Raw genomic sequence first — 24277 nt, 5'->3', positions numbered from 1 at the left:
ATGTTCAAATATATTGGCGACATCGTTAAGGGTACCGGTACCCAGTTGCGAAGCCTGGTGATGGTGTTCGGTCACGGCTTTCGCAAACGCGACACCCTGCAATACCCCGAAGAAGCGGTGTACCTGCCGCCGCGCTATCGCGGCCGCATCGTACTGACCCGCGACCCCGATGGCGAAGAGCGTTGCGTAGCCTGCAACCTGTGCGCCGTGGCGTGCCCGGTGGGTTGCATCTCCCTGCAGAAAGCTGAAACCGAAGACGGTCGCTGGTACCCGGACTTCTTCCGTATCAACTTCTCGCGCTGCATTTTCTGCGGCCTCTGCGAGGAAGCTTGCCCGACCACCGCGATCCAGCTCACACCGGATTTCGAGATGGCCGAGTTCAAACGTCAGGACCTGGTGTACGAGAAAGAAGATCTGCTGATCTCTGGTCCCGGTAAAAACCCTGATTACAACTTCTATCGTGTTGCAGGTATGGCCGTTGCCGGTAAGCCGAAGGGCGCCGCACAAAACGAAGCCGAGCCGATCAACGTGAAGAGCTTGCTGCCTTAAGGAAGAAAGATGGAATTCGCTTTCTATTTCGCATCGGGTATTGCAGTGGTGTCCACGCTTCGCGTGATCACCAACACCAACCCCGTGCACGCCCTGCTCTACCTGATCATTTCGCTGATCGCCGTGGCCATGACCTTTTTCAGCCTCGGCGCACCGTTCGCCGGTGTACTGGAAGTGATCGCCTACGCCGGCGCCATCATGGTGCTGTTCGTGTTTGTGGTGATGATGCTCAACCTGGGGCCGGCTTCGGTCGCCCAGGAGCGCGTCTGGCTCAAGCCCGGCATCTGGCTCGGCCCGGTTGTCCTCGCAGCATTGCTGCTGGGTGAACTGCTGTATGTACTATTCGCTCACCAGAGCGGCCAGGCCATCGGCCACACCACCGTAGACGCCAAAGCCGTGGGCATCAGCCTGTTCGGCCCGTACCTGCTGGTGGTCGAACTGGCTTCGATGCTGCTGCTCGCCGCAGCCATCACCGCCTTCCACTTGGGCCGCAACGAAGCCAAGGAGCAATGACGATGCCTGCTATCCCTTTGGAGCATGGTCTGGCGGTCGCCGGCATCCTGTTCTGCCTTGGCCTGGTCGGCCTGATGGTGCGCCGTAACATTCTGTTCGTGTTGATGAGCCTGGAAATCATGATGAACGCCGCGGCACTGGCGTTCATCGTGGCGGGCGCGCGTTGGGGCCAGCCGGATGGACAAGTCATGTTCATCCTGGTGATCAGCCTTGCAGCCGCCGAAGCCAGTATTGGCCTGGCGATCCTGCTGCAGCTGTATCGTCGCTTCCACACGCTTGATATCGACGCTGCCAGTGAGATGCGCGGATGAACATGATCTTTCTGACTTTCGTATTCCCCCTGATCGGTTTCCTGCTGCTGTCGTTCTCTCGCGGGCGCTGGTCGGAAAACCTCTCGGCCTTGATCGGCGTGGGTTCCATCGGCCTGTCGGCCATCGTGGCCGCCTACGTCATCTGGCAATTCAACGTGGCGCCGCCAGAAGGCGGTCACTACACCCTGGTGCTGTGGCAGTGGATGTCGGTGGAAGGCTTCAAGCCCAACTTCGCCCTCTACGTCGACGGCCTGTCGATCACCATGCTCGGCGTGGTGGTCGGTGTAGGCTTTTTGATCCACCTGTTCGCGTCTTGGTACATGCGCGGTGAAGCGGGCTACTCGCGCTTCTTCTCGTACACCAACCTGTTTATCGCCAGCATGTTGTTCCTGGTGCTCGGCGATAACCTGTTGTTCCTGTACTTCGGCTGGGAAGGCGTGGGCCTGTGCTCGTACCTGTTGATCGGTTTCTACTACAGCAACCGCAACAACGGCAATGCGGCACTCAAGGCATTTATCGTCACCCGTATCGGCGACGTGTTCATGGCCATTGGCCTGTTCATCCTGTTCCAACAGGTGGGCACGCTGAACATCCAGGAACTGCTGGTGCTGGCACCGCAGAAATTCCAGGTCGGCGACTTCTGGATCACCCTGGCGACCCTGATGCTGCTGGGCGGCGCCGTGGGTAAATCCGCGCAACTGCCGCTGCAAACCTGGCTGGCGGATGCGATGGCCGGCCCTACCCCGGTGTCGGCACTGATCCACGCCGCAACCATGGTGACCGCCGGTGTCTACCTGATCGCCCGTACTCACGGCCTGTTCACCCTGGCACCGGACATCCTGCACCTTGTAGGCATCGTCGGTGGCGTGACCCTGGTACTGGCCGGCTTCGCCGCGCTGGTGCAAACCGACATCAAGCGTATCCTCGCCTACTCGACCATGAGCCAGATCGGCTACATGTTCCTGGCCTTGGGCGTTGGCGCCTGGGACGCGGCGATCTTCCACCTGATGACCCACGCGTTCTTCAAGGCCCTGCTGTTCCTCGCCTCCGGTGCGGTGATCGTCGCCTGCCACCACGAGCAGAACATCTTCAAGATGGGCGGCCTGTGGAAGAAACTGCCACTGGCCTACGCCAGCTTCATCGTCGGTGGTGCCGCACTCGCAGCCCTGCCGTTGGTGACCGCCGGTTTCTACTCCAAGGACGAAATCCTCTGGGAAGCGTTTGCCAGCGGTAACCAGAACCTGCTCTACGCAGGCCTGGTGGGTGCGTTCATGACCTCGCTGTACACCTTCCGCCTGATCTTCATCACCTTCCACGGTGAAGCCAAGACCGAAGCACACGCAGGCCATGGCATCTCCCACTGGCTGCCACTGTCGGTGCTGATCATCCTGTCGACCTTCATCGGCGCCATGATCACTCCACCACTGGCCGGCGTCTTGCCAGAAAGCGTCGGCCATGCCGGCGGCGCAGACAAGCACAGCCTGGAAATCGCCTCGGGCGCCATCGCCATCGCCGGTATCTTGCTGGCCGCCCTGCTGTTCCTCGGCAAGCGTCGCTTCGTGACCGCCGTGGCCAACAGTGGAATCGGGCGCTTCCTGTCGGCCTGGTGGTTCGCTGCCTGGGGCTTCGATTGGATCTACGACAAACTGTTCGTCAAGCCATACCTCGCCATCAGCCATGTACTGCGCAAAGACCCGCTCGACCAGACCATCGGTTTGATCCCGCGCGCCGCCAAGGCCGGTCACACAGCCCTGAGCCGCAGCGAGACTGGCCAACTGCGTTGGTATGCAGCGTCCATGGCGGCCGGTGCCGTGCTGGTGATCGGCGCCATCGTCGTGGTAGCGGTCTGACTATGTTTAAGTGCACTGCGTACTTTGCAAACTTGCGAAAGGAAACGAGCCCGTCATGATTCTGCCCTGGCTAATCCTGATCCCCTTTATCGGCGGCCTGCTCTGCTGGATGGGTGAACGCTTCGGCGCCACCCTCCCCCGCTGGATTGCGTTGCTGACCATGTCCCTGGAACTCGCACTCGGCCTCTGGCTGTGGGCCCATGGCGATTATTCATTTGCTCCGGCACCGGGTGTCGATCCGACCTTCGCGCTTGAATTCAAGCACGTGTGGATCCAGCGCTTCGGCATCAACGTGCACCTGGCTCTCGACGGCCTGTCGCTGTTGATGATCCTGCTGACCGGCCTGCTGGGTATCCTCTCGGTACTCTGCTCCTGGAAAGAGATCCAGCGTCACGTGGGCTTCTTCCACCTGAACCTGATGTGGATCCTGGGCGGCGTGGTCGGCGTGTTCCTGGCGCTGGACCTGTTCATGTTCTTCTTCTTCTGGGAAATGATGCTGGTGCCGATGTACTTCCTCATCGCGCTCTGGGGTCACAGTTCTTCGGACGGCAAGAAAACCCGGATCTACGCGGCGACCAAGTTCTTCATCTTCACCCAGGCTTCCGGCCTGATCATGTTGGTGGCGATCCTGGGCCTGGTCCTGGTCAACTTCAACAGCACCGGCGTGATTACGTTCAACTACGCCGACCTGTTGAAAACCAAGATGTCGCTGACCACCGAGTACATCCTGATGCTCGGCTTCTTCATCGCCTTCGCGGTGAAGCTGCCAGTGGTGCCGTTTCACTCCTGGTTGCCTGACGCTCACGCCCAGGCGCCGACTGCCGGTTCCGTGGACCTGGCCGGTATCCTGTTGAAGACGGCGGCCTACGGCCTGCTGCGTTTCGCCCTGCCGCTGTTCCCGAATGCCTCGGCCGAGTTCGCGCCGATCGCCATGACCCTGGGTCTGATCGGGATCTTCTACGGTGCGTTCCTGGCCTTCGCGCAAACCGACATCAAGCGCCTGATTGCCTTCTCGTCCGTTTCCCACATGGGTTTCGTACTGATCGGCATCTACTCTGGCAGCCAGCTGGCGCTGCAAGGCGCGGTGATCCAGATGTTGGCCCACGGTGTTTCGGCCGCTGCCCTGTTTATCCTCAGTGGTCAGTTGTACGAGCGCCTGCACACCCGTGACATGCGTGAAATGGGTGGCGTGTGGTCGCGCATTGCTTATCTGCCGGCGATCAGCCTGTTCTTCGCCGCTGCATCCCTGGGCTTGCCGGGTACCGGTAACTTCATCGGCGAATTCCTGATCCTGATGGGTGCCTTTGTACAGACGCCGTGGATCAGCGCCATTGCTACCTCCGGCCTGGTGTTCGGTTCGGTGTACTCGCTGATCATGATCCACCGCGCCTACTTCGGCCCGGCCAAGTCCGACACCGTCCTGCAAGGGATGGATGCGCGCGAACTGATCATGGTGCTCGGCCTTGCGGTGTTGCTGATCTTCATCGGCGTGTACCCGCAACCGTTCCTGGACACTTCTGCCGCAACGATGCATGGCGTGCAGCAGTGGTTCGGCACCGCCTTCTCTCAACTCGCTTCGGCCCGGTAAGAGCGCTATGGAATTCACGATCCAACACTTTATCGCGCTTGCGCCGCTGCTGATTACCAGCCTCACCATCGTGGTGGTGATGCTGGCAATCGCCTGGCGCCGCAATCACTCGCAAACGTTCCTGCTGTCCTGCGCCGGGTTGAACCTGGCCCTGCTGTCGATCATCCCGGCCCTCAAGGTCGCGCCACTGGCGGTCACGCCATTGATGATGGTCGATGACTTCGCGTTGCTGTACATCGCCCTGATCCTGGTGGCGACCCTGGCCTGCGTCACCCTCGCCCACGCCTACCTCGGCGAAGGCGGCACCGGCTACCCGGGTAACAAGGAAGAGCTGTACCTGCTGATCCTGCTGGCTGCGGCCGGCGGTATCGTGCTGGTCAGCGCGCAGCACCTGGCCGGCTTGTTCATCGGCCTGGAACTGCTGTCGATCCCGACCTACGGCCTGGTGGCCTACGCCTTCTTCAACAAGCGCTCCCTGGAAGCCGGCATCAAGTACATGGTGCTGTCGGCCGCCGGTTCCGCGTTCCTGTTGTTCGGTATGGCCCTGCTCTACGCAGAAGCCGGCAGCCTGAGCTTCACCGGTATCGGCCACGCCCTGGCCGCCACCAACAGCCCGGCGCCAATCGCCCAGCTTGGCCTGGCGATGATGCTGATCGGCCTGGCGTTCAAGCTGTCGCTGGTACCCTTCCACCTGTGGACCCCGGACGTGTACGAAGGCGCCCCGGCGCCAGTGGCTGCGTTCCTGGCGACTGCGTCGAAGGTCGCGGTATTTGCGGTGATGGTGCGTCTGTTCCAGATCTCCCCTGCCGCCAACACCGGCGTGCTGAGCAACGTGCTGACCGTGATCGCCATTGCGTCGATCCTGTTCGGTAACCTGCTGGCCCTGACCCAGAACAACCTCAAGCGTCTGCTGGGTTACTCGTCCATCGCCCACTTCGGCTACCTGCTGATCGCCCTGGTGGCGAGCAAAGGCCTGGCCGTGGAAGCCATTGGCGTGTACCTGGTCACCTACGTGATCACCAGCCTTGGCGCGTTCGGTGTGATCACGCTGATGTCTTCGCCTTACAAAGGCCGTGACGCCGACGCCCTGTACGAATACCGCGGCCTGTTCTGGCGCCGTCCGTACCTGACTGCCGTGCTGACCGTAATGATGCTGTCCCTGGCCGGTATTCCGCTGACTGCGGGCTTTATCGGCAAGTTCTACATTGTCGCAACCGGTGTTGAAGCCCACGAGTGGTGGTTGGTAGCGTCGTTGGTACTGGGCAGCGCCATCGGCGTGTTCTACTACCTGCGCGTGATGGTCACCCTGTACCTGATCGAGCCAAACCTGCGCCGTGTGGATGCCGAGCTGCATTGGGAACAGAAAGCCGGTGGCGTGATGCTGCTGGCCATCGCCCTGCTCGCGTTCTTCCTGGGCGTGTACCCGCAACCGTTGCTCACCCTGGTGCAGCATGCGGTGCTGGGGGTTTGATCGCTTAGGTTGATGCAGTCAACAGAACGGCGCCTTTGGGCGCCGTTTTGCGTTTCCCAGGATCTGCTTTTCCCCTCCCCTGCTCGCTGAATTTTCCTCCTCGATCTGCCTCTTCATCCGGCATCTACCCGATGAAGCCGGCCGTATGGTGTTTGCGTTTTAAGAAAGTTCCCACAGCGCGGTCACTTGACCTAACGCGAGTGGGCCACCAAACTCTACGCAGGCTACGTACAGAACATGGATGCTCTATTTATCGAACTGCCGGCATTCGAGCGGCATCGCAAGGACTATCTGAGTGAGGAGCTTTTCCAGGGTTTTCAACAGGAGTTAATGAAAAACCCCGAAGCAGGAGATGTGATCGAAGGAACGGGCGGGTTGAGAAAGGTTCGCTTCGTTGATGAACGGCGAAACAAAGGCAAGCGTGGTGGCCTGCGAGTCATTTACTACTGGTGGTCAGGCGGCACGCAATTCTGGTTATTCACCTTGTACGGCAAGCACGAACAGAGCGACCTGACACCCCACCACAAGAAAGCTCTTAAACACATGCTGGACAGGGAAATCAAAGCGAGAACACATCATGAAACGTGACATCTTTTCCGAACTGGTCGAAGGCTTCGACGCCCTGGCCGATGAGCGCCAGGGTAAAATCACCCTGCGCAACCACAAGGTCCACCTCAACAAGCTGGCGCCGCTCACCGCTGATGAGGTGATCGCCGTGCGCCAGCAACTCAACCTTTCCCGGTCGGTATTCGCCATGTACCTGCGTACCAACACCCGCACCCTGGAGAACTGGGAACAAGGCCGGGCCAAGCCCAACGCCCAGGCCGTCACCCTGATCCGTCTGGTAGCGCGTTTTCCTGAAACCGTGGCGCAACTTGCCGCATTGGGCTGACCTGCGAAAGCAAAAAAAAACGCCCCGATTATCGAGGCGTTTTTTGCAGTACAACAGCGTCAGAATGCAATACCGACCTTGAAGCCGTATTCGTCACGCTTGAGCTTGGTGTTATCGGCCACATAGGAATCGCCGTCGAGCTTGTACTCGGTGCGGGTGTAGTACAGGCCCGCCATCACTGGCAGATCGCCCTTCTGGTTCATCAGCAGGCTGACTTCGGCATAAGGGTTGGTGCGGTCCTTGAGGTCCACGCTGTCGCTGCCAACGCCGTCTACCTTGAGTTTGGCACGGCCATCGATGGTGTGACGGGCGCCGGCTTCAACGCGCAGCGTCATGTCATCGAACTGGTGGTTGTAGCCCAGCGCAGCCTTGGCGAACGGCGACTTGTTGGTCAGCTTCATATCGTAGCCATTGGTGTCCGGCTCATAGCGAGTCCAGGTGTAGCCACCGCCTACGATCACGTCGACGAAGTTGCGCGCATCCAGCGCGGCACGCCAGCCGAGGTCGAGGTCGGCCTGGCCTTCCTTGAGCTTGTTGTCGCTTTTTTCGCCGTACTTGGCCTCGATACCGGCCTGGTAGATGAAGCCGGACTCGGCGGTGAGTTTGTTGCCGAAGTTATAGAACAGGCCCGCTTCAGGCATGTGGTCCTTGTCGCTTTCGCTACCGCCTTCCAGCTTGAAGTCGTTGTAGCTGCCCAGGATCCCGAACGTGGAGATCGGGTCGGTTGAAGGTGCAGCGAACACCACGCCAGGCGCAGCTACCAGGGCCAGCAACGAGGTGTTCTTGAGAAATTTTCCGAATAGTTTGGACATCGTTTTACATCTCCATTTTAAGGTGGGCAAAGTATTCAGGAATCGGTTCGAACCTTGGCGTTTGCAAAAAGTTCGAACGGATTTGCACCAAAATGGAGAAAAAACGGTTCAGCGAAGGCTCTATCTCAATATTCTTCAGGATTCGTGCGGATAAGGCTTTCAACGGCTTCGCGAAGTTGAGGCTGATCCGGCAGCTGAATCCCGAACGTGTCGTGCAATAGCGCCAGCAACTCGTCGGCGCTTTGAAGCGTGCGCTTTTCACTGGGCCGATCCAGGTAATGAAGCGCATAGTGGGCGTTGGCCAAGGTATGACGTTTACCGGGGGCAAGCAGCGCGGCCTTCAACTGCCCAACGAACGGCGACCCCGGGTGCGTGGAGACGTACCAGTTGCCGATTTCGTAGTCGATATCTGCCTGCACTTGTAGATCGAACACGTACAAGCCGCGCCACTCTTCACCGACCTGGGCCCACAATGTGTAGCTGCCCTGATTGCAAGTCAGCCGAAAAGGCTCATGGGACGTGGCCTGGGGCGCTTCGTTGTCCAGTTGCAACGGGCTGCTGGGGACCATGCCACCGAAGCCGACATCGGTGATATAGCGCACGCCGTCGAGGGTCACCAGGCTCAGACGATGAGTACGACCGGTGTGGGCGTCCGGTGGTCCGCCAATCACCACACGCCCGGTGATGCCGCGAGCCTCATAGCCCAGTTCCTGCAACAAGGCCAGGAACAGCTGGTTCAACTCATAGCAATAGCCGCCGCGTCCTTGGTGCAACACCTTCTGTGTGACGCTTTGCAGGTCAATCGGCACCGGCGCGTGCATCAGGGTCGACAGGCTTTCAAAGGCAAAGGTGCAGACATGGCGCAGCTGCAAGTCCCGCAGGGTCTGCAAGGTGGGTGCCGGTGGCGAGGCATAGCCCAGGCGTTGCAGGTACAGGCGGCTATCCGTGGGTGTGAGCATGGCGCGATCCTCGGGCGCAGGGCAAGAGCGTCACTATGCCGCGCCACTGCGTACGTTGTCATTTTGAATGAACCTTTTAGAACGCTGGCCTATCCATCTATAACAAGACAGGGAGGCAACATGAGTACCGCAAAAATCTACACCATCCACTATCAGCTACACGGTAAACCCAAGTCTTTCGTGGTGCGCGCCGAGGTGATGAATAACGCCGAAGCCTGGCACTGGGCGGCCGTTGATGCCGACATTGCCCATGTCAGCCGCATCGGCCGCGTCGGTCACGAGCAAGTGAAAAAAACCACCCGGCCCTGGGCGGAAAAATACGGCATCACCGACGTCAGTTGGACCCCACCCAAATAAACAAAGCCCCGCACGACGGCGGGGCTCGATTCACTTCTTCAAGTCGCCCAACGGATCGTAGGGCGGCTTTTTCTCAGATGACTTTTTCTCATCCAGCGGCGCAATAGCCGGACCTACCGGGTCGACCTGAGGGTCGGCCACATCTGGCGAGTCCGGGTCGAAACCCAGCTCATCCTTGCCACTGGCGTGCTCGTTGGAGTGGGGACCATCGGTACGTTTGTTCATCACATGCTCCTGCTAAAGCGGGCGCGCTTTGTCGTGGAGGTTTTCCAGGTCTTGTTCGACGTGCTCGACATCGTTGTCGGGGCCACGCTCTTTGGGATCGTTGGGGCGCAACGCATCGTTGTCGCGCTCCTCCTCACCCGGCGTGCGGTTCAGATCCGGTGTACCTGGCGGTGGCTGCTTGTGTTCAGACATGATGGCTTACCTCATGAGGGGCTTCGAAGGTTTAGAGAAACCGTGCGCAGCCATCGTTCAACTTCATTGCTGCAAGCATGAGAAGATGACCGCCCTTTCTGGAGACCTGACCCGGATGTTCGAGCTCAAACCCTGCGACCCTGTCACCTACCGTCAACAGACCCGCCGCAGCACGCTGATCGTGGCCGTGCTGTTCCTGGCCCTGGCCATGCTGCTGTCGAGCCTCGCGGTGATGCTGTTCGGTGAGCCTGGGGGGGACAACTTTCGCTTCAATGTCGGCGGTGTATTTGCCGGGGTGTTGATCACCGTCGCACTGGTGCGTGGCCCGTTCTGGTCCCAGCCCTGGCTGGCGCCGGCGGTGTATGGCTGGCAACTCAAGCGCAGCCTGATGAGCGTGACCAACGTAATGCACAAGGTCACCGAGCGGGTACAAGCCAACGACCCGGCCGCCATCAAACTGTTGCGTTTCTATCACCTGGGGCTGACGCAAATGCATGAGCTGGATGCCAACTCCAGCGCCCAGGCGCAACTGGTCGGCGAGATCGACGCACACAAGACCAAAATGCACGCACTGGGGATCGATACCGAACAAACCCGGCTTGACCCCGCGTGGCTGGAAACGCTCAAAAGCGCTTGAGGCGTACGTCAGGGAGCAGGCAAAGGTCGTTAAAAAACCAAACTCAGGTCCAGACGCCCTTCCCTGACCGGGGGACACCAGTAATAGCCACCAGTCAATGGCTTACTGATGCGATACAAACCATCGACAATCCCATCCTCCAACCCGCTCATACGCCGAAGCTGCGCCTCAAACGCATCGAAGGAATGGCCAAACGCGAGGAACATCAATCCTGCCTGGCCATTCTCGGCCCAAGGCATCGAGCGTCGCACCACGAAGGCTTCCGGGGTGAAGCTTTCCTGGGCTGTGCGCTTGGTGTGGGCCGATTCCGGAGCGTCGTCGAGTTCTTCGTTGTCGCCATGGCGGCGGCCGATGATGTGATCACGCTCCTGCGCAGGCAACGCGGCGAACCCGTCGAGGTCGTGCTGCCATTGCTGGATAGCGGCAAAGCTGGCACCGCTGTCGGTCAAGGCGGCCTCCACGGCGGCATCGTCGTGAGGGTTTTCGGTGCCGTCTTCGTAGTCGGTCAGGTCAAAACCGGTCTTGTAGCGGAAGCCTTCAGTCGATTGCACCAGGCGAAACGCCGGGGCCAGGGCTTTCTCGATGGCCCGGCTGCGCAGCAGCAACTCGCCACGATCCACCCCATGCAGCCATACCCACAGCGCCTGTTGAGTCGAGGGGTTGTCAGCGCCAGGGGCGCTGACGGCGGGGAATGCACGCAGCCCTTCAATTTCGGCGCCCAGCGCCTTTACCAGCGGTTCACCGAACCCGACCACGGCCGCCGCATCCGTCAACTGCACCAGCGCGTCCAGCGCCGCGGGCACGGCTTGCAGGGAATCGAGGGCGAAAAACAGATGGCGGGCCTGCAAAGGCACCGGTGCGGCAAGAATGCCCGGCTGGTACTGACTCATGTGAACTCCTTCTGAAAAGCCGCGCAGTTTACCCGGCGCGCACCGCGCTGCGAACAACAATGCGCGTAAGCCTTGCCTTAGAGCCGCTAGTTGGGTGACTCTCTAGTCATGTTTTGCAACTATTCTAGGGGTAGCGACATGACCACCAGCAACCTGCTCGCCCAGGTGTTTCCCACTTCCGTCACCCAGATTCCCGAGCAATTTCGCCTGGCGGCGCCCATTGAGCAGCGTGATTACCTGGTCGATGGCCAGCTGCGGGTGTGGAACGGCCCGCTCGCTCGCGTGCAAAGCCCGGTGCAACTGGGCGATGAGCGCGTGCATATCGGCAGCACGCCATTGCTGGATGCCGACACCGCCCTCACCGCCCTGGATGCCGCCGTGCGTGCCTATGACCGTGGCCAGGGTGAGTGGCCGACAATGCGCGTTGTCGAACGTATCCAGCACGTCGAGGCATTTTTACGGCGTATGCGCGAACAGCGCGATGCGGTGGTGAAGCTGCTGATGTGGGAAATCGGCAAAAACCTCAAGGATTCGCAGAAAGAATTCGACCGCACCTGCGACTACATCACCGACACCATCAACGCCCTCAAGGAACTCGACCGCCGCAGCAGCCGCTTCGAGCTGGAACAGGACACACTCGGGCAAATCCGCCGCGTACCGCTGGGCGTGGCGCTGTGCATGGGGCCTTACAACTACCCGTTGAACGAGACCTTCACCACGCTGATCCCGGCGTTGATCATGGGCAATACCGTGGTGTTCAAGCCGGCCAAGCTTGGTGTGCTGTTGATCCGCCCCTTGCTGGAGGCGTTCCGCGACAGCTTCCCGGCCGGGGTGATCAACGTGATCTACGGCAGCGGCCGCGAAACCGTCAGCGCGCTGATGGCCAGTGGCAAGATCGATATCTTCGCGTTTATCGGCACCAACAAGGCCGCTAGCGACTTGAAAAAACTGCACCCCAAGCCACACCGCTTGCGTGCTGCGCTGGGGCTGGATGCGAAGAACCCCGGGATCGTGCTGCCCGAGGTGGATCTGGATAACGCGGTGAGTGAAGCGGTCACCGGTTCGTTGTCGTTCAACGGCCAGCGTTGCACTGCATTGAAGATCCTGTTCGTGCATGAAGATGTCGTCGATAGCTTTATCGAGAAATTCAACACCAAACTCGCGACGCTCAAGCCCGGTATGCCCTGGGAAGACGGCGTGGCGCTGACGCCACTGCCGGAAGTGGGCAAGGTGGATTACCTCAACGAACTGGTGGCCGATGCCGCCCGACACGGCGCCCAGGTGGTCAATAGCGAGGGCGGCAGCAGCCGTGGTTCGTTCTTCTATCCGGCGGTGATGTACCCGGTGAACCCGCAGATGCGCGTCTACCATGAAGAGCAATTCGGCCCGGTGGTACCGATCGTGCCCTACCGTGACCTGGAGACCGTGATCGACTACGTGCTGGACTCGGACTTCGGCCAGCAGTTGAGCATTTTCGGTACCAACCCCGTCGAGGTCGGGCGCCTGGTAGACACCTTCGCCAACCAGGTCGGCCGTATCAATATCAACGCCCAGTGCCAGCGCGGGCCGGACACCTTTCCGTTCAACGGCCGCAAGAACTCGGCCGAAGGCACGCTGTCGGTGCATGACGCCTTGCGCGTGTTTTCGATCCGCACCCTGGTGGCGACCAAGTTCCAGGAGAGTAACAAGGCGTTGGTCAGCGATATCCTGCGCAACCGTGACTCGAGCTTCCTGACGACCGACTACATTTTCTGAAGCCAACCCCGTTCCAATGTGCAGACAGGTCAGTGTGGGAACTGGCTTGCCTGCGATGCCGGCGCCTCGGTCTTTCAGTCAGGTCGCGGTGATGCTATCGCAGGCAAGCCAGCTCCCACATTGAGTCGAGCACATTCATACATTTGAGGCCACTTCAATACCGATGAACCTGCCCATTTTTGCCCGGCGCCTGCTGCGCCCCCTGCTCGACCCGTACCGGCGCTTTCGCCACGCCAAGCTGATCCACGCCGCGCGCGTATCCGTCGGTTTGCTGGCGACCATCCTGCTCACCAGCGGCCTGAACCTGCCCCACGGCGAATGGGCATCGGTGACCATGCTGATCGTGATCGGCGGCTTGCAGCACCATGGCAATATCGGCAAAAAAGCCGTGGAGCGCGCTTACGGCACCTTGATCGGCGCCAGCGTCGGTTTACTGCTGGTGGTGCAACAGGCTTACTTCGGCCTGCCGCTGTTGACCTATCTGTTGATGTCGGTGGTGTGCGGGTTCTTTTCCTACCATGCCATCGGCAAGGGCGGTTACATCGCGCTGCTGTCGGCGATCACGGTGTTTATCGTTGCCGGCCACGGGGACAATCCGATCTCTGATGGCTTGTGGCGCACCGTCGATATCCTGATCGGCATCGTACTGGCCCTGGCCTTCTCCTTCGCCCTGCCACTGTATGCGGTGTACTCATGGCGCTACAACCTGGCCAGTGCATTGCGTGATTGCGCGCAGATCTACAGCCGCATCATCGGTGGCCAATCGGTGACCGATGATGAACACCTCAAGTTGCTCAACCGCCTGAATGCAGCAATGTTGCAACTGCGCTCATTGATGCCATCGGTGTCCAAGGAAGTGCGGATCTCCATGACCGAACTGGACGCGATCCAGCGTCACCTGCGCATGTGCATCAGTACCCTGGAGATTCTCGGCAATACCCGGCCAGACCCGCGCGACAAGCAGGCCACGGCGCGGATGCAGGTGATGCTCAAGGCCGAGCACCGCCAGATTCGCGTGCAGTTGGTGGGGATGGCGCGGGCGTTGAAGTCGGGGGTGACGGAGCGGTTGGAGCGTAGCAGTTACGCCACAGGCAGTGAGCCTGCGCTGGATGCGCCGGTTTACAGTGCGCTGGATGGGTATCGATTATTGACGGTGCAATTGGCAGCGAATGTCGATGCGATGCGTCAACGCTTGGCCAAAAGCGCTGGCCGCTGGAAGATCTGAATAGGTGAACTCTTCAACAATTTTATGGGCGTCACACATTCACACTTTCTCTTACATATTTTTCACGATTTGTTCACATCCCAAGACGTAGGGTGAAGCCTCATCCGTTACAAACGTTGCATATCAAGCCCGCCGCCCCAGCGGGCTTTTTTTTGCCCGCGCCATGGTCGCCAGTAGCTCTTATTCAGACCATTCGTCGGCACTGTCAATTCTCACAGCTATCCAGCCCTTCTCCCACGACGCTTAATCCCTTCAGCGACTGATCCCCTTGCTCCATCCATGGGGAACTCCGATTGCAGTCGATTACTCATTGAAGGAACTTTCCCCATGAGCCAAGACACTGACCTCCCCGTCGTCGAAAACCCTGTTCAGTTACCCGGGATAATCAGCGAGCAATCGTCAGAGCCGGCGGAAGAGGCCATTGACCTGTCCGGTCCCCGGCGCCTGAACCGCAGCTACTTCCTACCGCCACAGTCAATCCAGGGCGACATAACCTCCGAAAGCTTCACCGACGTACCCATCCCGGACCTGCCCCTCTACATCCCCGGTTTGACGCAAAACGTCGTCCGCTTCGATGGTGGCATAAACAAAGCGGCTCTGGAGGTTCATCGGGACCTGGGGCTGCTGTGCAACCTGTTGGCCTACCTGAATATGGCTGATGGTGACTTCGTTGAGCTGTTCTGCGGTGACCCGCTAATCCCTGTCGCGACCTATAACGTCACCCAGGATGATGTCGACAAGAGTCGTATGATTCCGTTGTACATCCCTCGAACCCGTCTTCCTGATGGTCCGGCCAATCCGGTGTTCATGAGAGTGACTCGCCTCGGTGGCACGCCCAAAGAAACCAAACACTTCAATCTGAAGGTCGATACCGTGGCCCCCGCTGGTCGCAACCCGATCGGCAGTACGCTGCAAAACGAAAACCTGCCGATTCCGGTGTTCCCTGAGCACATCATCAATTTTGGAGTGACGCAGGCCGACGCACAAAACGGGGTACCGGTCACCTTCAAGTTCTACCCGGTCGATGCGACCCAGGAAACCAGCACCTACCGGGCCATACGTGACCGTATTCGCTTGCGCATTAATGGGATCACGGCGCCCATCCTTCCGCTCACCGAAAGCCAAGCCCCCGGGCGTGAAGACATTACCTTCACGCTTTATGATGGCTTCTGGAAGCAAGTACGCAGTGGTTCCCATGTGTGTGAATATGAAATCATCGACGAGGTCGGCAACGCGTCCCTCGGCTGGTCACCGGCGCTGCTGTTGAATGTCAGGCTTAACGACGGGGCTGAGCCGCTCTTACCCAAAGCGCTTGTGCTCGAAGCCCCGAACAACATCCTTGACCACGATCAACTCAATGGGCGCGATGCAACCATCTTTATTAACACGCCAGGCCCGGACTTTGCCCTTGAGGATGTTGTGCGTGTAACCGTCAAGGGCCGTTCGAGCGGTGGCGTTATCACCACCACCTACGACTCTCCACCGCTTACCTCACTGAGCTTTATCACCCTGCCCTTCCCGAATGCCGACCTGCGCCCCCTTATCAGCGGGCAGTTCCAGCTGTCCTATGAGCGCATTCGCAGCGACGTGCCCAACCGTTATTCCGACGGCAACATCTTTAATGTCATCGGTACGCCCATCGATATGCGCCTGCCGCCACCCGTAGTGCTGGAAGCGCCCGGCGGCGTCCTCGACCCACAATCACCGCTTGTTAACATTATTGTCAGGGCGTACCCCGAACTGGGCCAGGACCCCTTTGATCTGGTGATTCTGATCCTCGAGGGCACGAAAGCCAACGGCACTCGCTACTACGACGAAATCTACGAATCTGCGGGAGGGGGCGATGTGTTATTTCCCATTGCCAACGGCCCGAACGGCGTGATTGCCGGTCTTGAAGGCGGCACACTCAGGCTTCTTTATCAGGTGGACAATGGGGATGGCGTGCGCACTTCAATGGACGTGACAGTCAACGTCGGCAACGCAGTGGCCTCATTGCCGGAGCCTGAGGTCATGGAAGCGCCGGCGCCGCTGTATCAATTCGACCCCGAACAATCCACCGAACACGCCAATATCATGGTCAAGAGTCACTCTGACTTCCTGCTCAACGATATCGTGACGCTTTACTGTGAGGGCAGCGCGCCTGGCGGAACAGCACCTGCGCAGGCGTTTCCGATACGGGTTCAATGGGTCGGGCGAGACCTGCGCTTCAGGCTGGAGCGTAGCTACATCCTTGCCAATATCGACAAGACCATGCGCATCTACTACAAGCGCTGGCGCGAAAACGTACTGACGCGGTTTTCTCACGCGGTGAACATAAAGGTGGGCTCCAAGCTCGAACTGAAAGCCCCCACCGTGCTCGAGGCGACACCGACAGCGACAGGCCCGGACCAGGCCAGCCTGGACCCATTGCACGTGCTGCCGCCTAATCGACCGGTGGTGACTATTCGCGTGGTATCGGACAAGTTCCCACCTGGGTCGGATATCAAAGTGTTCATCGTCGGCAAGCCGGGTGTCGGCATGCCGAATATTGCGGCCAAACCCGCCACGCCCGAACCTGGAGAAAACTACGTCAGCTTCACCGTGCCACATGCTTTTGTGGCAGCGTATCTGGCCGATAAATGCACGATTTATTACAACCTTATCGAGACCGGCAAGACCACCAAGTCCGATGAATTGACGCTTGAGATTAAGGCGTTAGCCGTACTGGATTGGGACCTGGTTAGCATTCCAGAAGCGTCAGGTGGCGAAATCAGTGCAGGTGAAAAAAACCATGTGAAAATTAGCGCCTGGCACTTTATGGATAAGGAACAGGCGGTCTTTATCGACCTCAAAGGACCGCCAGACTGGCCATTGCGCCAAGGGCGTGTGGTAAGTGCTTCAGAACTTGCGGCAGGCCGCATTCTGGAACCGATCCCATCAGAATATTTGACCAGCCTGCCCAATAACAGTCGATTGACGATCCAAGCCTATGTCTCGCTGGACAAGCGCGGGGAAATTATCTCGGCCCAACCATTCGTAGAAGTGAGTTACCGGGTCAGTGCGCTGGGGTTGCGCTTTGTAAACGGGCCGTACGCTGTGGGACCAGCAGGTCGTCTTGGGGATGTGCAACTCTTGCTGGGCACCAACACCAAAGCACCCGTGGCCATCACCCTGACGCTGCCGGCTGGGTTCACTTTCGAAGATGGAACGAGCGGGAGCAAGGCTTTTCTCTCGGATGAGAGCGGGGCCTTAAAAGTTGAAGGCATACGCAGCATAGGAGATGTTGGTACTTACGCTTTGAAGGCGATCAGTGGCGGTTATTCTGCCAGCAGCGAGATTGTCGTCAGAGCACTGTTACCGGCAGGATCAGTGATCAACTTGAGGGGGGAGCCAAGCAAAATAGCCGTCACACCAAGCGGACTGCATGCCTATGTATGCGTTACAAGTATCAATCGCTTGGTGAAAGTCGACTTAGCCTCAGGTGAAGTAAAAGAGATAATCATTGGAGGAGGACAGAAATCTGTTTCTTGCTCGACAGATGGAAAAAAAGTATGCGTAACATTGAGAGATAGTCTCGTAGTCATTGACACAAAAAACGATGAAATCATTAGCAGCATAGCCATATCTACCTCCAATGAGATCAGCGGTGGCAACTTCAGCCCCGACGGAAAATATCTTTATACGTCGAGCCAAAACTGGACTGGCAGCGGTCACGTTCTACGCATATATAGAATTGACGTCGCATCAGAAATGATCATCAGAGAGTACACGCGAGGACAATACACGACTGAAGCATTTTGCAGTGCTAACGGGCAGAATATTTACACCGTTGACTACGGCAATGGCTACTTGTACAGAGTGGATGTTGAGACAAGCGGCGCAAGCATAGTTGGTACTTTTACCAAGGGCAATTATGCAGGTTTTATAATGAGCCCATACCGTGACCATATGTATAGTTGCTCGTGGGAGAACGCATCTAGCGGGACAGCGTTCATATTTGATTTGGTGTCCGGCCAGCGAAAAACACACAGGCTTCCCTACACCTACCTACATACTTATGCTGCCAGCCCAGGCAACAATCGACTTCTTATTGGTTACGGCCCATCCGGCAGCTCTACTGCCAAAGCGCTAATAGATACGCAAACAGGGGCAACTATAAACACCTACAATATCACCGGAAATATCGGCGCGCACTTCAGCTGGAAAGGCGACACACTCTATCTTTGCGAAACAAACAAGTCGCGCATCTCCGTAATTTCCATTTCTTAAACAACAATATAAACAAACAGGTCAGCCAAGGCGGTTTCAACTTGAAACCGCCGCTTTTGTAGAGTTGTTCAACTAGCGCGCTGCTTTGCTGAGCACTCCCTCTTCACGTAATGCTCGCTGGGTATCCAGCACCTTCGCCAACGCCGTCTCAGCCTCGGCACTCTGCTGTGGCACTCGAATCGCCGCCGACACCAAGGTAATCAACTTCGCCATCACCTCCGCATCCGTCGCCGGTCGGCCCAGGCTCATGGAGTTCATCAGCAGGCGCAGTTCGGTGCCGGCCATGACCCCGGAAATCGCCTTGAGGGCAAATTGCAGGCGTACGCCCAGCTCATTGCGCGGCAGGTCTGGCAGTGCCAGGGCGAAGGCTTCGAAGAAGCGCTGGAACACCGGCTGGTAATGCACCTTGAGGTATTCCTGGATAAACGGCGAGGTGTCGCTGTAAACCCGGCCAAGGAAGCGAATGAACGAGCGCCCTTCCCCACTGGCCGGGTCGCTGCGTTCCAGGCCCATGGCTGGGGCAAACAGCACGCCCAGCAGCGTGTCACAATCCAGCGGGCCATCGGATTCGGCTTCGCAGCGGGCAAGTAATTCCAGGCGCTGCTCGTTGAGCGGCTCCAGGCGTTGCATCAGCAGGGTTTTCATCAGGGAGTCCTTGTCCCCGAAGTGGTAGTTCACCGCCGCCAGGTTGACCTGGGCGCGTTCGGTTATCTGGCGTAGCAACACGGCGTCGTAGCCGTACTTGATGAAGAGGGCCTCTGTCGCATCCAGCAATCGAGTCTTGGTAACGTTTGGAGCGCTGAGTTTCTTCGCGACCATAAGGGTTCCACGGCGGAAATATTGTTTTAAAAAATAATTTGATTTTTTTATACCGGGGCGGCCCGGCGAAAGCAAGTAGTGACACTCCGCCATATCACTAAAAGCCTGTATAACCGGGCTATCGAGACCTATTGAAAGCATTTCTACCGGTCCGAAACCTGCATTCGGCAAAACGTTTCAAAGGGTAAAACCGCTCTACATCCATGGCTGGCGAAGCAGATTGAACGCAGGTACTATTCAAACAATATTTTAAAAACAAGAAATAAAACCAGTCCGTGACGCGTACAGGCAGCTCCCGAACTTGTTACAAGGATTTTCCGGGGGCATGGCAGTACCGTCGTGACTGCAGGCGTAGTCATGATGACAGACACCCCCACGCAACCCGGCTTGATCTCCCTGCAAGGCATCGGCAAGCGTTATCAGCTCGCCGGGCAGGAACTGAGCGTTCTCAATGACGTGTGCCTGTCCATCGCTCGCGGTGACAGCTGCGGCATCCTCGGTGCCTCCGGTTCCGGCAAAAGCACCCTGCTCAACATTCTCGGCCTGCTGGACCTGCCCAACTGCGGCCAGTACCACTTTGCCGGTCACGATATTTTCAATGCCACGCCCGACGAACTGGCCGCGATCCGCAACCAGCAGATCGGTTTTGTGTTCCAGAGCTTCAACCTGCTGCCCCGCCTGAGCGCCCTGGACAACGTCGCGCTGCCCTTGAGTTATCGCGGCGTATCGCGGCATGAATCGGTGGAACAGGCCCAGCGTATGCTCGATCAAGTCGGCCTGGCCGAGCGCGCCCACCATCGCCCGGCCGACCTCTCCGGCGGCCAGCGTCAGCGCGTCGCCATTGCCCGCGCACTGGTCGGCAAACCCTCGGTGATCCTCGCCGACGAACCCACCGGCAACCTCGACAGCACCACCGCACAGGAAATCATGGACCTGCTGCTGAGCCTCAACCGTGAGCAGCAGGTGACGCTGATCATCGTCACCCACGACGCCCACATTGCCGAGCGCCTGGAGCGCAAGATCCTGGTGCGCAACGGTGTGGTGCACGAGGCCGGGCGCCCATGAGCCTGCGGGTCGAGCAGAGCCTCAGCCAACTGCTGCATGAAGCCTTGATCAGCCTGCGCACCCTGGGCAAACGTTCGATCCTGGCGCTGCTGGGCATTGTGATCGGCAGCTCCTCGGTAGTGGCGCTGATCAATATCGGCCACAACGCGGCAGTGGATGCCGCGATGATCTTCAAGGACATGGGCACCGATACCCTCATCGCCCAGTTCCCGCCCAAGGGCAGCAGCAATGTGCCGATGCGTACCCAACTCGACCTCGACGCCGTACGCCTGGCCGTACCGGGCATTGCCCATATCGGCGCGCTCAGCCTGTTCAGCGGGCCCATCGTGTTTCATGGGCGCACCACCAATGCCAACCTGGTCGGCAGCACGCCGGGTATACAGGCCGCCATGCGCCTGGCCGTGCGCGAGGGGCGCTTCCTGTCGGCCTTCGACGCCAGCGAAACTTTCGCTGTGATTGGTGACCCACTTGCCCAGGCCCTCAGCGCACCGGGCGACCCACTGCAACTGGGCGACCGTGTGCGCATCAACGACTACCTGTTTCTGATCGTGGGCATCCTGCACGACCAGCCCCGGGCCATGCTGATGCCGGTGCAGGCCAACGAGTCCTTGTTTATTCCGGCCGAAGGCATGCGCCGCATCTACGCCAGCCCGCAAATCAGCAATGTGATCATCCGTGCAGCGCCAGGGCAGGACATGGAGCGTATCGCGAGGGACGCCACCGCTGCGCTACAACCCCAACTCAGCGACCACGACGTCAATATCACGGTGCCCCAGCAGATGATCGACGGCATGACGCGCCAAAGTCGCACCTTCGCCTACCTGCTGCTGGCCCTTGGCGCGATTTCCCTGGTGGGCGGCGGTGTCGGGGTGATGAACGTGATGCTGATGAATGTGTCCGAGCGCCGTCGCGAGATCGGCATCCGCATGGCCCTGGGCGCACGCCAGCGCGATATCCGTAACCTGTTCCTGCTCGAAGCCGTCACGCTCACCGCCGTGGGTGCGCTGTGCGGTGCGGTGCTGGGCATGACCGCCGCCTGGCTGTATGCGTGGCTGTCGGGCTGGGCATTTGCCCTGGCGGTGGCCGCCCTGCCCCTGGGGGTGGGCAGTACGTTACTGGTAGGTTTGTTCTTTGGTATCTACCCGGCGGTCTCGGCCTCGCGGTTACAGCCGGTGGAGGCCCTGCGCGATGAATAAGTGCGGGCTGCTCCTTCTGCTGATCAGTCTGCCGGGCATGACTGCCGAGATGGTTATCAACCCTTCGGCGCCCAGCAGTACCCGCAGCGGCTACGAGCGCGGCGTGTCGCTGAATGCCCAGGCCACCACCATGACCCTGGGTGACGCGGTGTACCTGGGCCTGCGCAACAACCCGGCGATACGTAGCGCCTACCTGCAACGGGTGGCGCAGAAGTTTGACCTGCGTGTCGCCGAGGACGTGTTCAACCCCAAGCTGACCCTCAACGGTAACTACCGTACCTCCCGTGGCTCCCGGGACAACGTGCGCAACGCCAACCTGGCGCCGACCAGCAGCCTGCTCGGCGAATACGGCACGCGCTTGAGCATGGCCTGGACCCAGCAGTTGAACAACGCCAACCGCGCCGGCCGTTACCGCAGCGACGGGCTCGACCTGGCCATCATCCAACCGCTGATGCGCGGCGCCGGCTGGGACGCCACCACCGCGCCGCTGCGCCTGTCGCGCCTGGCCGAGCAGGCCAACCGCCTGAACCTCAAGGCCACCGTGGCGCAAACCATCAGCCAGATCATCGCCACCTACCGCGAACTGCTGCGTGCCCAGGAACAACTGGTGATCGTGCAGGACGCGCTCAAGCGCTCCAACACCTTGCTGGACGTGAACAAGGCACTGATCAGCGCCGGGCGCATGGCCGAGTTCGAGATCGTGCAAACCGAAGCCGACATCGCCACCCAGCAGTTGGGCGTGGAAGAAGCTCGCAATCAACTGGACACCAGCCGCCTGGCCTTGCTGCGCCTGCTGGCGCTGGACCTGTCGACACCGGTGCGCGCCACCGAAGCCCTGGAGGCCAACCCCATGGAAATTGACCAACGCCAAGCCTTCAACCTGGCGCAAAACCAGCAACCGGAATACCTCGCCGCCCTGCTCGGCAGCCAACAGGCCGACCTCAACCTGGTGATCGCCAAGGACTCCGGGCGCTGGCAAGTGGACCTGGTCGCCGGCGCCAACCAGGTGCGCGCCGCCACCGACAACGCCAACGGCCATGACAATAACCGTACCTGGGACAGCTACGCCGGCGTGCAGGTGCAGATCCCCATCGGCGACATCAGCACGCGCCAGGCCGAGGTACGTGCGCGAGTGAACGTCGAGGACCAGGAAATCCGCATTACCGATGCGCGCCAGGAGCTGGAGCGCAACGTCAACAACGTGGTGCGTGACCTCGGCACCCGCTGGCGCCAATATGAAATTTCCAAGCGTGCCGTGGAGTTGTCACGGCGCAAGATCGAAATCGAACGGGAAAAACTCAGTGCCGGGCGCTCCACCAACTTCCAGGTATTGAGCTTCGAAACCGACCTGCGCAACGCCGAAAATGCCCAGCTCAACGCGCTGATCGCTTATTTGAACGCCCAGACTCAACTCGACCTGACCCTGGGCATGACGCTGGAAAGTTGGGAAATCGCCCTCAATGACTACTAATCAAAAACGCTTGCTCGCCGTTGCCCTAATCGTGTTGTTAGCCGGCGCGGCCATCGGTCTGCTCAGCCAGCGCAGCGGTGCCGAGCAGGCCAGCACCGCCGAGCAATGGCTGGAGGTAAAACCCGACCCGCTGGTGCACCAGATCGGCCTGGTGGGCAAGATCGAGCCCGACACTACCGTCACCCTGACGGCGCCGTTCGACGGCAACGTGTTGGCCAACCTGGTCGAACAAGGCCAGCGCGTCGAGGCCGGCCAGATGCTGTTGCGCATGGACCCGGCGACTCTTGAAGTGCAGTTGCGCGACGCCCTCTCCGCCCAGCTCAAGGCCCGGCGTGCCGTACAGGAAATGCAGGACTGGGACAGCAGCCCCGCCGTCAGCCGCGCTCGTCGTAGTTTACGCACCGCCGAAATGACCGCCGGCAATACCCAGCGCAAACTTACCGAAAGCGAAAACCTGTTCAAACGCGGCATCATTCCGCGCAACGAACTGGACGATCTCAAGCAGCAAACCCAACAGCAGCAACTCGACCTGGCAGCGGCGCGCGGCGAACTGCAACAGGCCCAGGACCAAGGCAGAGGCGAATACCGACAGATTGCCGAAATGGAGCTGACCAATGCCACGGTGAAATACGAAGCCTTGCAAAAACTCCTTGAAGGCAAGGAGGTCAAGGCACCGTTCTCCGGCATCGTAGTGCCCGCGCCCGGCAGCAGCAACAACGCCCAAGGGGGTGGCAACAACAACGCGCCGGTGCAGGCCGGCAGCAAGGTCAGCCAGGGCCAAGTGCTGTTTGGCCTGGCCAATATCGAGCGGCTGAAAATCGTCGCCAAGGTCTCCGAGCTGGACATCAACCAGTTGCACCAGGGCCAGGCGGTGGAAGTAATGGGCGATGGCTTCGACGGCGAACGGCTGACCGGCTCGGTCAGCGTGGTCAGTGGCTTGGCCATCGCCAGCGACAACCAGGGCAGCGCGCAATTTCCGGTGACCCTGTCGATCCCCAAGCTGACACCGCAGCAGTTGCAACGGGTGCGCCTGGGCATGAGTGCGCGGTTGACGATTGTCACTTATAACAATGACCAGGCGATCGTGATTCCCAGCCAGGCTATCCAGGCGGACATGACGGTGGAGTATCGGGCGGCGATGGATAAACCGGTGCAGCGGGTGAAAGTGACCACTGGGCAATCGACGCCCCAGGGCGTTGAGGTATTCGGACTCAAGCCAGGCTTCGTGAAAACCTCAAGATAAGCGCAGATC

General features: G+C 59.5%; 23 protein-coding genes. 17 read left to right on the top strand and 6 right to left on the bottom strand.

What is annotated here, in order from left to right:
* From nuoI to FW800_RS22575, 8 genes are all read left to right on the top strand, one after another.
* Entirely contained in the window at window positions 1–549 is a 549-nt protein-coding gene (nuoI, locus tag FW800_RS22610) for an NADH-quinone oxidoreductase subunit NuoI (RefSeq protein ID WP_003174725.1), read from the top strand.
* 9 nt (window positions 550–558) lie between these two features.
* A complete protein-coding gene (gene nuoJ, locus FW800_RS22605; protein WP_003174726.1) occupies window positions 559–1062 on the top strand; it encodes an NADH-quinone oxidoreductase subunit J in 504 nt (167 codons plus the stop codon).
* 2 nt (window positions 1063–1064) lie between these two features.
* Window positions 1065–1373 (top strand): NADH-quinone oxidoreductase subunit NuoK, encoded by a 309-nt coding sequence (nuoK, locus tag FW800_RS22600; RefSeq protein WP_003174727.1) that lies wholly within the window; start codon window positions 1065–1067, stop codon window positions 1371–1373.
* A complete protein-coding gene (nuoL, locus tag FW800_RS22595; protein WP_056846559.1) occupies window positions 1370–3223 on the top strand; it encodes an NADH-quinone oxidoreductase subunit L in 1854 nt (617 codons plus the stop codon). Before nuoK ends, nuoL begins: the two co-directional genes overlap by 4 nt.
* Before the next feature lie 55 nt (window positions 3224–3278).
* Complete coding sequence (nuoM, locus tag FW800_RS22590; protein WP_103734497.1) at window positions 3279–4811, top strand: NADH-quinone oxidoreductase subunit M; 1533 nt, start codon at window positions 3279–3281, stop codon at window positions 4809–4811.
* A 7-nt stretch (window positions 4812–4818) separates the two neighbouring features.
* The gene (gene nuoN, locus FW800_RS22585; protein ID WP_003192122.1) at window positions 4819–6282 is read left to right on the top strand and encodes an NADH-quinone oxidoreductase subunit NuoN; all 1464 of its coding nucleotides are present in this window, start codon (window positions 4819–4821) and stop codon (window positions 6280–6282) included.
* 237 nt (window positions 6283–6519) lie between these two features.
* Entirely contained in the window at window positions 6520–6870 is a 351-nt protein-coding gene (locus tag FW800_RS22580) for a toxin (RefSeq protein ID WP_043046578.1), read from the top strand.
* Window positions 6860–7174, top strand: coding sequence for a helix-turn-helix domain-containing protein (locus tag FW800_RS22575; RefSeq protein WP_014718915.1), 315 nt, complete (start codon window positions 6860–6862; stop codon window positions 7172–7174). The genes FW800_RS22580 and FW800_RS22575 overlap by 11 nt, the downstream gene beginning before the upstream one ends.
* A gap of 59 nt (window positions 7175–7233) precedes the next feature.
* Here FW800_RS22575 and FW800_RS22570 read toward each other — a convergent pair whose 3' ends face one another.
* Window positions 7234–7986 (bottom strand): outer membrane beta-barrel protein, encoded by a 753-nt coding sequence (locus FW800_RS22570; protein WP_194438592.1) that lies wholly within the window; start codon window positions 7984–7986, stop codon window positions 7234–7236.
* A 125-nt stretch (window positions 7987–8111) separates the two neighbouring features.
* Window positions 8112–8945 (bottom strand): arylamine N-acetyltransferase family protein, encoded by an 834-nt coding sequence (locus FW800_RS22565; RefSeq protein ID WP_446438506.1) that lies wholly within the window; start codon window positions 8943–8945, stop codon window positions 8112–8114.
* 120 nt (window positions 8946–9065) lie between these two features.
* Between FW800_RS22565 and FW800_RS22560 the strand changes: the two genes are divergently transcribed.
* Window positions 9066–9302 (top strand): DUF6555 family protein, encoded by a 237-nt coding sequence (locus FW800_RS22560; RefSeq protein WP_005789137.1) that lies wholly within the window; start codon window positions 9066–9068, stop codon window positions 9300–9302.
* A gap of 30 nt (window positions 9303–9332) precedes the next feature.
* Here the strand turns inward: FW800_RS22560 and FW800_RS22555 are convergent, their stop codons facing one another.
* On the bottom strand, window positions 9333–9527 hold the full coding sequence (locus FW800_RS22555) for a DUF6021 family protein (RefSeq protein ID WP_005789138.1): 195 nt from the start codon (window positions 9525–9527) through the stop codon (window positions 9333–9335).
* Between the two features lie 12 nt (window positions 9528–9539).
* Window positions 9540–9719: a hypothetical protein gene (locus FW800_RS22550; RefSeq protein ID WP_446438505.1), complete on the bottom strand. Its 180-nt coding sequence runs from the start codon at window positions 9717–9719 to the stop codon at window positions 9540–9542.
* A 115-nt stretch (window positions 9720–9834) separates the two neighbouring features.
* On the opposite strand from FW800_RS22550, the gene FW800_RS22545 reads away from it, so the two are divergent.
* Window positions 9835–10356, top strand: a complete 522-nt coding sequence (locus FW800_RS22545) for a DUF3087 family protein (RefSeq protein ID WP_103734493.1) — start codon at window positions 9835–9837, stop codon at window positions 10354–10356.
* 29 nt (window positions 10357–10385) lie between these two features.
* On the opposite strand, the gene FW800_RS22540 is transcribed toward FW800_RS22545, so the two are convergent.
* On the bottom strand, window positions 10386–11246 hold the full coding sequence (locus FW800_RS22540) for a Dyp-type peroxidase (protein ID WP_446438504.1): 861 nt from the start codon (window positions 11244–11246) through the stop codon (window positions 10386–10388).
* A gap of 138 nt (window positions 11247–11384) precedes the next feature.
* Between FW800_RS22540 and FW800_RS22535 the strand changes: the two genes are divergently transcribed.
* The 3 genes from FW800_RS22535 (at window position 11385) to FW800_RS22525 (ending at window position 18474) form a co-directional block, all read left to right on the top strand.
* The gene (locus FW800_RS22535; RefSeq protein WP_446438503.1) at window positions 11385–13001 is read left to right on the top strand and encodes an NADP-dependent glyceraldehyde-3-phosphate dehydrogenase; all 1617 of its coding nucleotides are present in this window, start codon (window positions 11385–11387) and stop codon (window positions 12999–13001) included.
* A 163-nt stretch (window positions 13002–13164) separates the two neighbouring features.
* Entirely contained in the window at window positions 13165–14226 is a 1062-nt protein-coding gene (locus FW800_RS22530) for an FUSC family protein (RefSeq protein ID WP_446438502.1), read from the top strand.
* 327 nt (window positions 14227–14553) lie between these two features.
* Entirely contained in the window at window positions 14554–18474 is a 3921-nt protein-coding gene (locus tag FW800_RS22525; RefSeq protein WP_446438501.1) for a YncE family protein, read from the top strand.
* Between the two features lie 72 nt (window positions 18475–18546).
* On the opposite strand, the gene FW800_RS22520 is transcribed toward FW800_RS22525, so the two are convergent.
* A complete protein-coding gene (locus FW800_RS22520) occupies window positions 18547–19293 on the bottom strand; it encodes a TetR/AcrR family transcriptional regulator (RefSeq protein ID WP_122733460.1) in 747 nt (248 codons plus the stop codon).
* A gap of 357 nt (window positions 19294–19650) precedes the next feature.
* Between FW800_RS22520 and FW800_RS22515 the strand changes: the two genes are divergently transcribed.
* The 4 genes from FW800_RS22515 to FW800_RS22500 are packed head-to-tail and all read left to right on the top strand — an operon-like array spanning window position 19651 to window position 24268.
* Entirely contained in the window at window positions 19651–20358 is a 708-nt protein-coding gene (locus tag FW800_RS22515; protein WP_446438500.1) for an ABC transporter ATP-binding protein, read from the top strand.
* The gene (locus FW800_RS22510; protein WP_446438499.1) at window positions 20355–21554 is read left to right on the top strand and encodes an ABC transporter permease; all 1200 of its coding nucleotides are present in this window, start codon (window positions 20355–20357) and stop codon (window positions 21552–21554) included. Before FW800_RS22515 ends, FW800_RS22510 begins: the two co-directional genes overlap by 4 nt.
* Complete coding sequence (locus FW800_RS22505) at window positions 21547–23025, top strand: TolC family protein (RefSeq protein WP_446438498.1); 1479 nt, start codon at window positions 21547–21549, stop codon at window positions 23023–23025. The genes FW800_RS22510 and FW800_RS22505 overlap by 8 nt, the downstream gene beginning before the upstream one ends.
* The gene (locus FW800_RS22500; RefSeq protein ID WP_446438497.1) at window positions 23015–24268 is read left to right on the top strand and encodes an efflux RND transporter periplasmic adaptor subunit; all 1254 of its coding nucleotides are present in this window, start codon (window positions 23015–23017) and stop codon (window positions 24266–24268) included. Before FW800_RS22505 ends, FW800_RS22500 begins: the two co-directional genes overlap by 11 nt.
* Window positions 24269–24277: the final 9 nt, after the last annotated feature.

The sequence above is a fragment of the Pseudomonas sp. 910_23 genome (assembly GCF_052850795.1).
The sequence above is the reverse complement of the archived record's forward strand: the minus strand, read 5'-3'. Positions and strand labels throughout refer to the sequence as shown.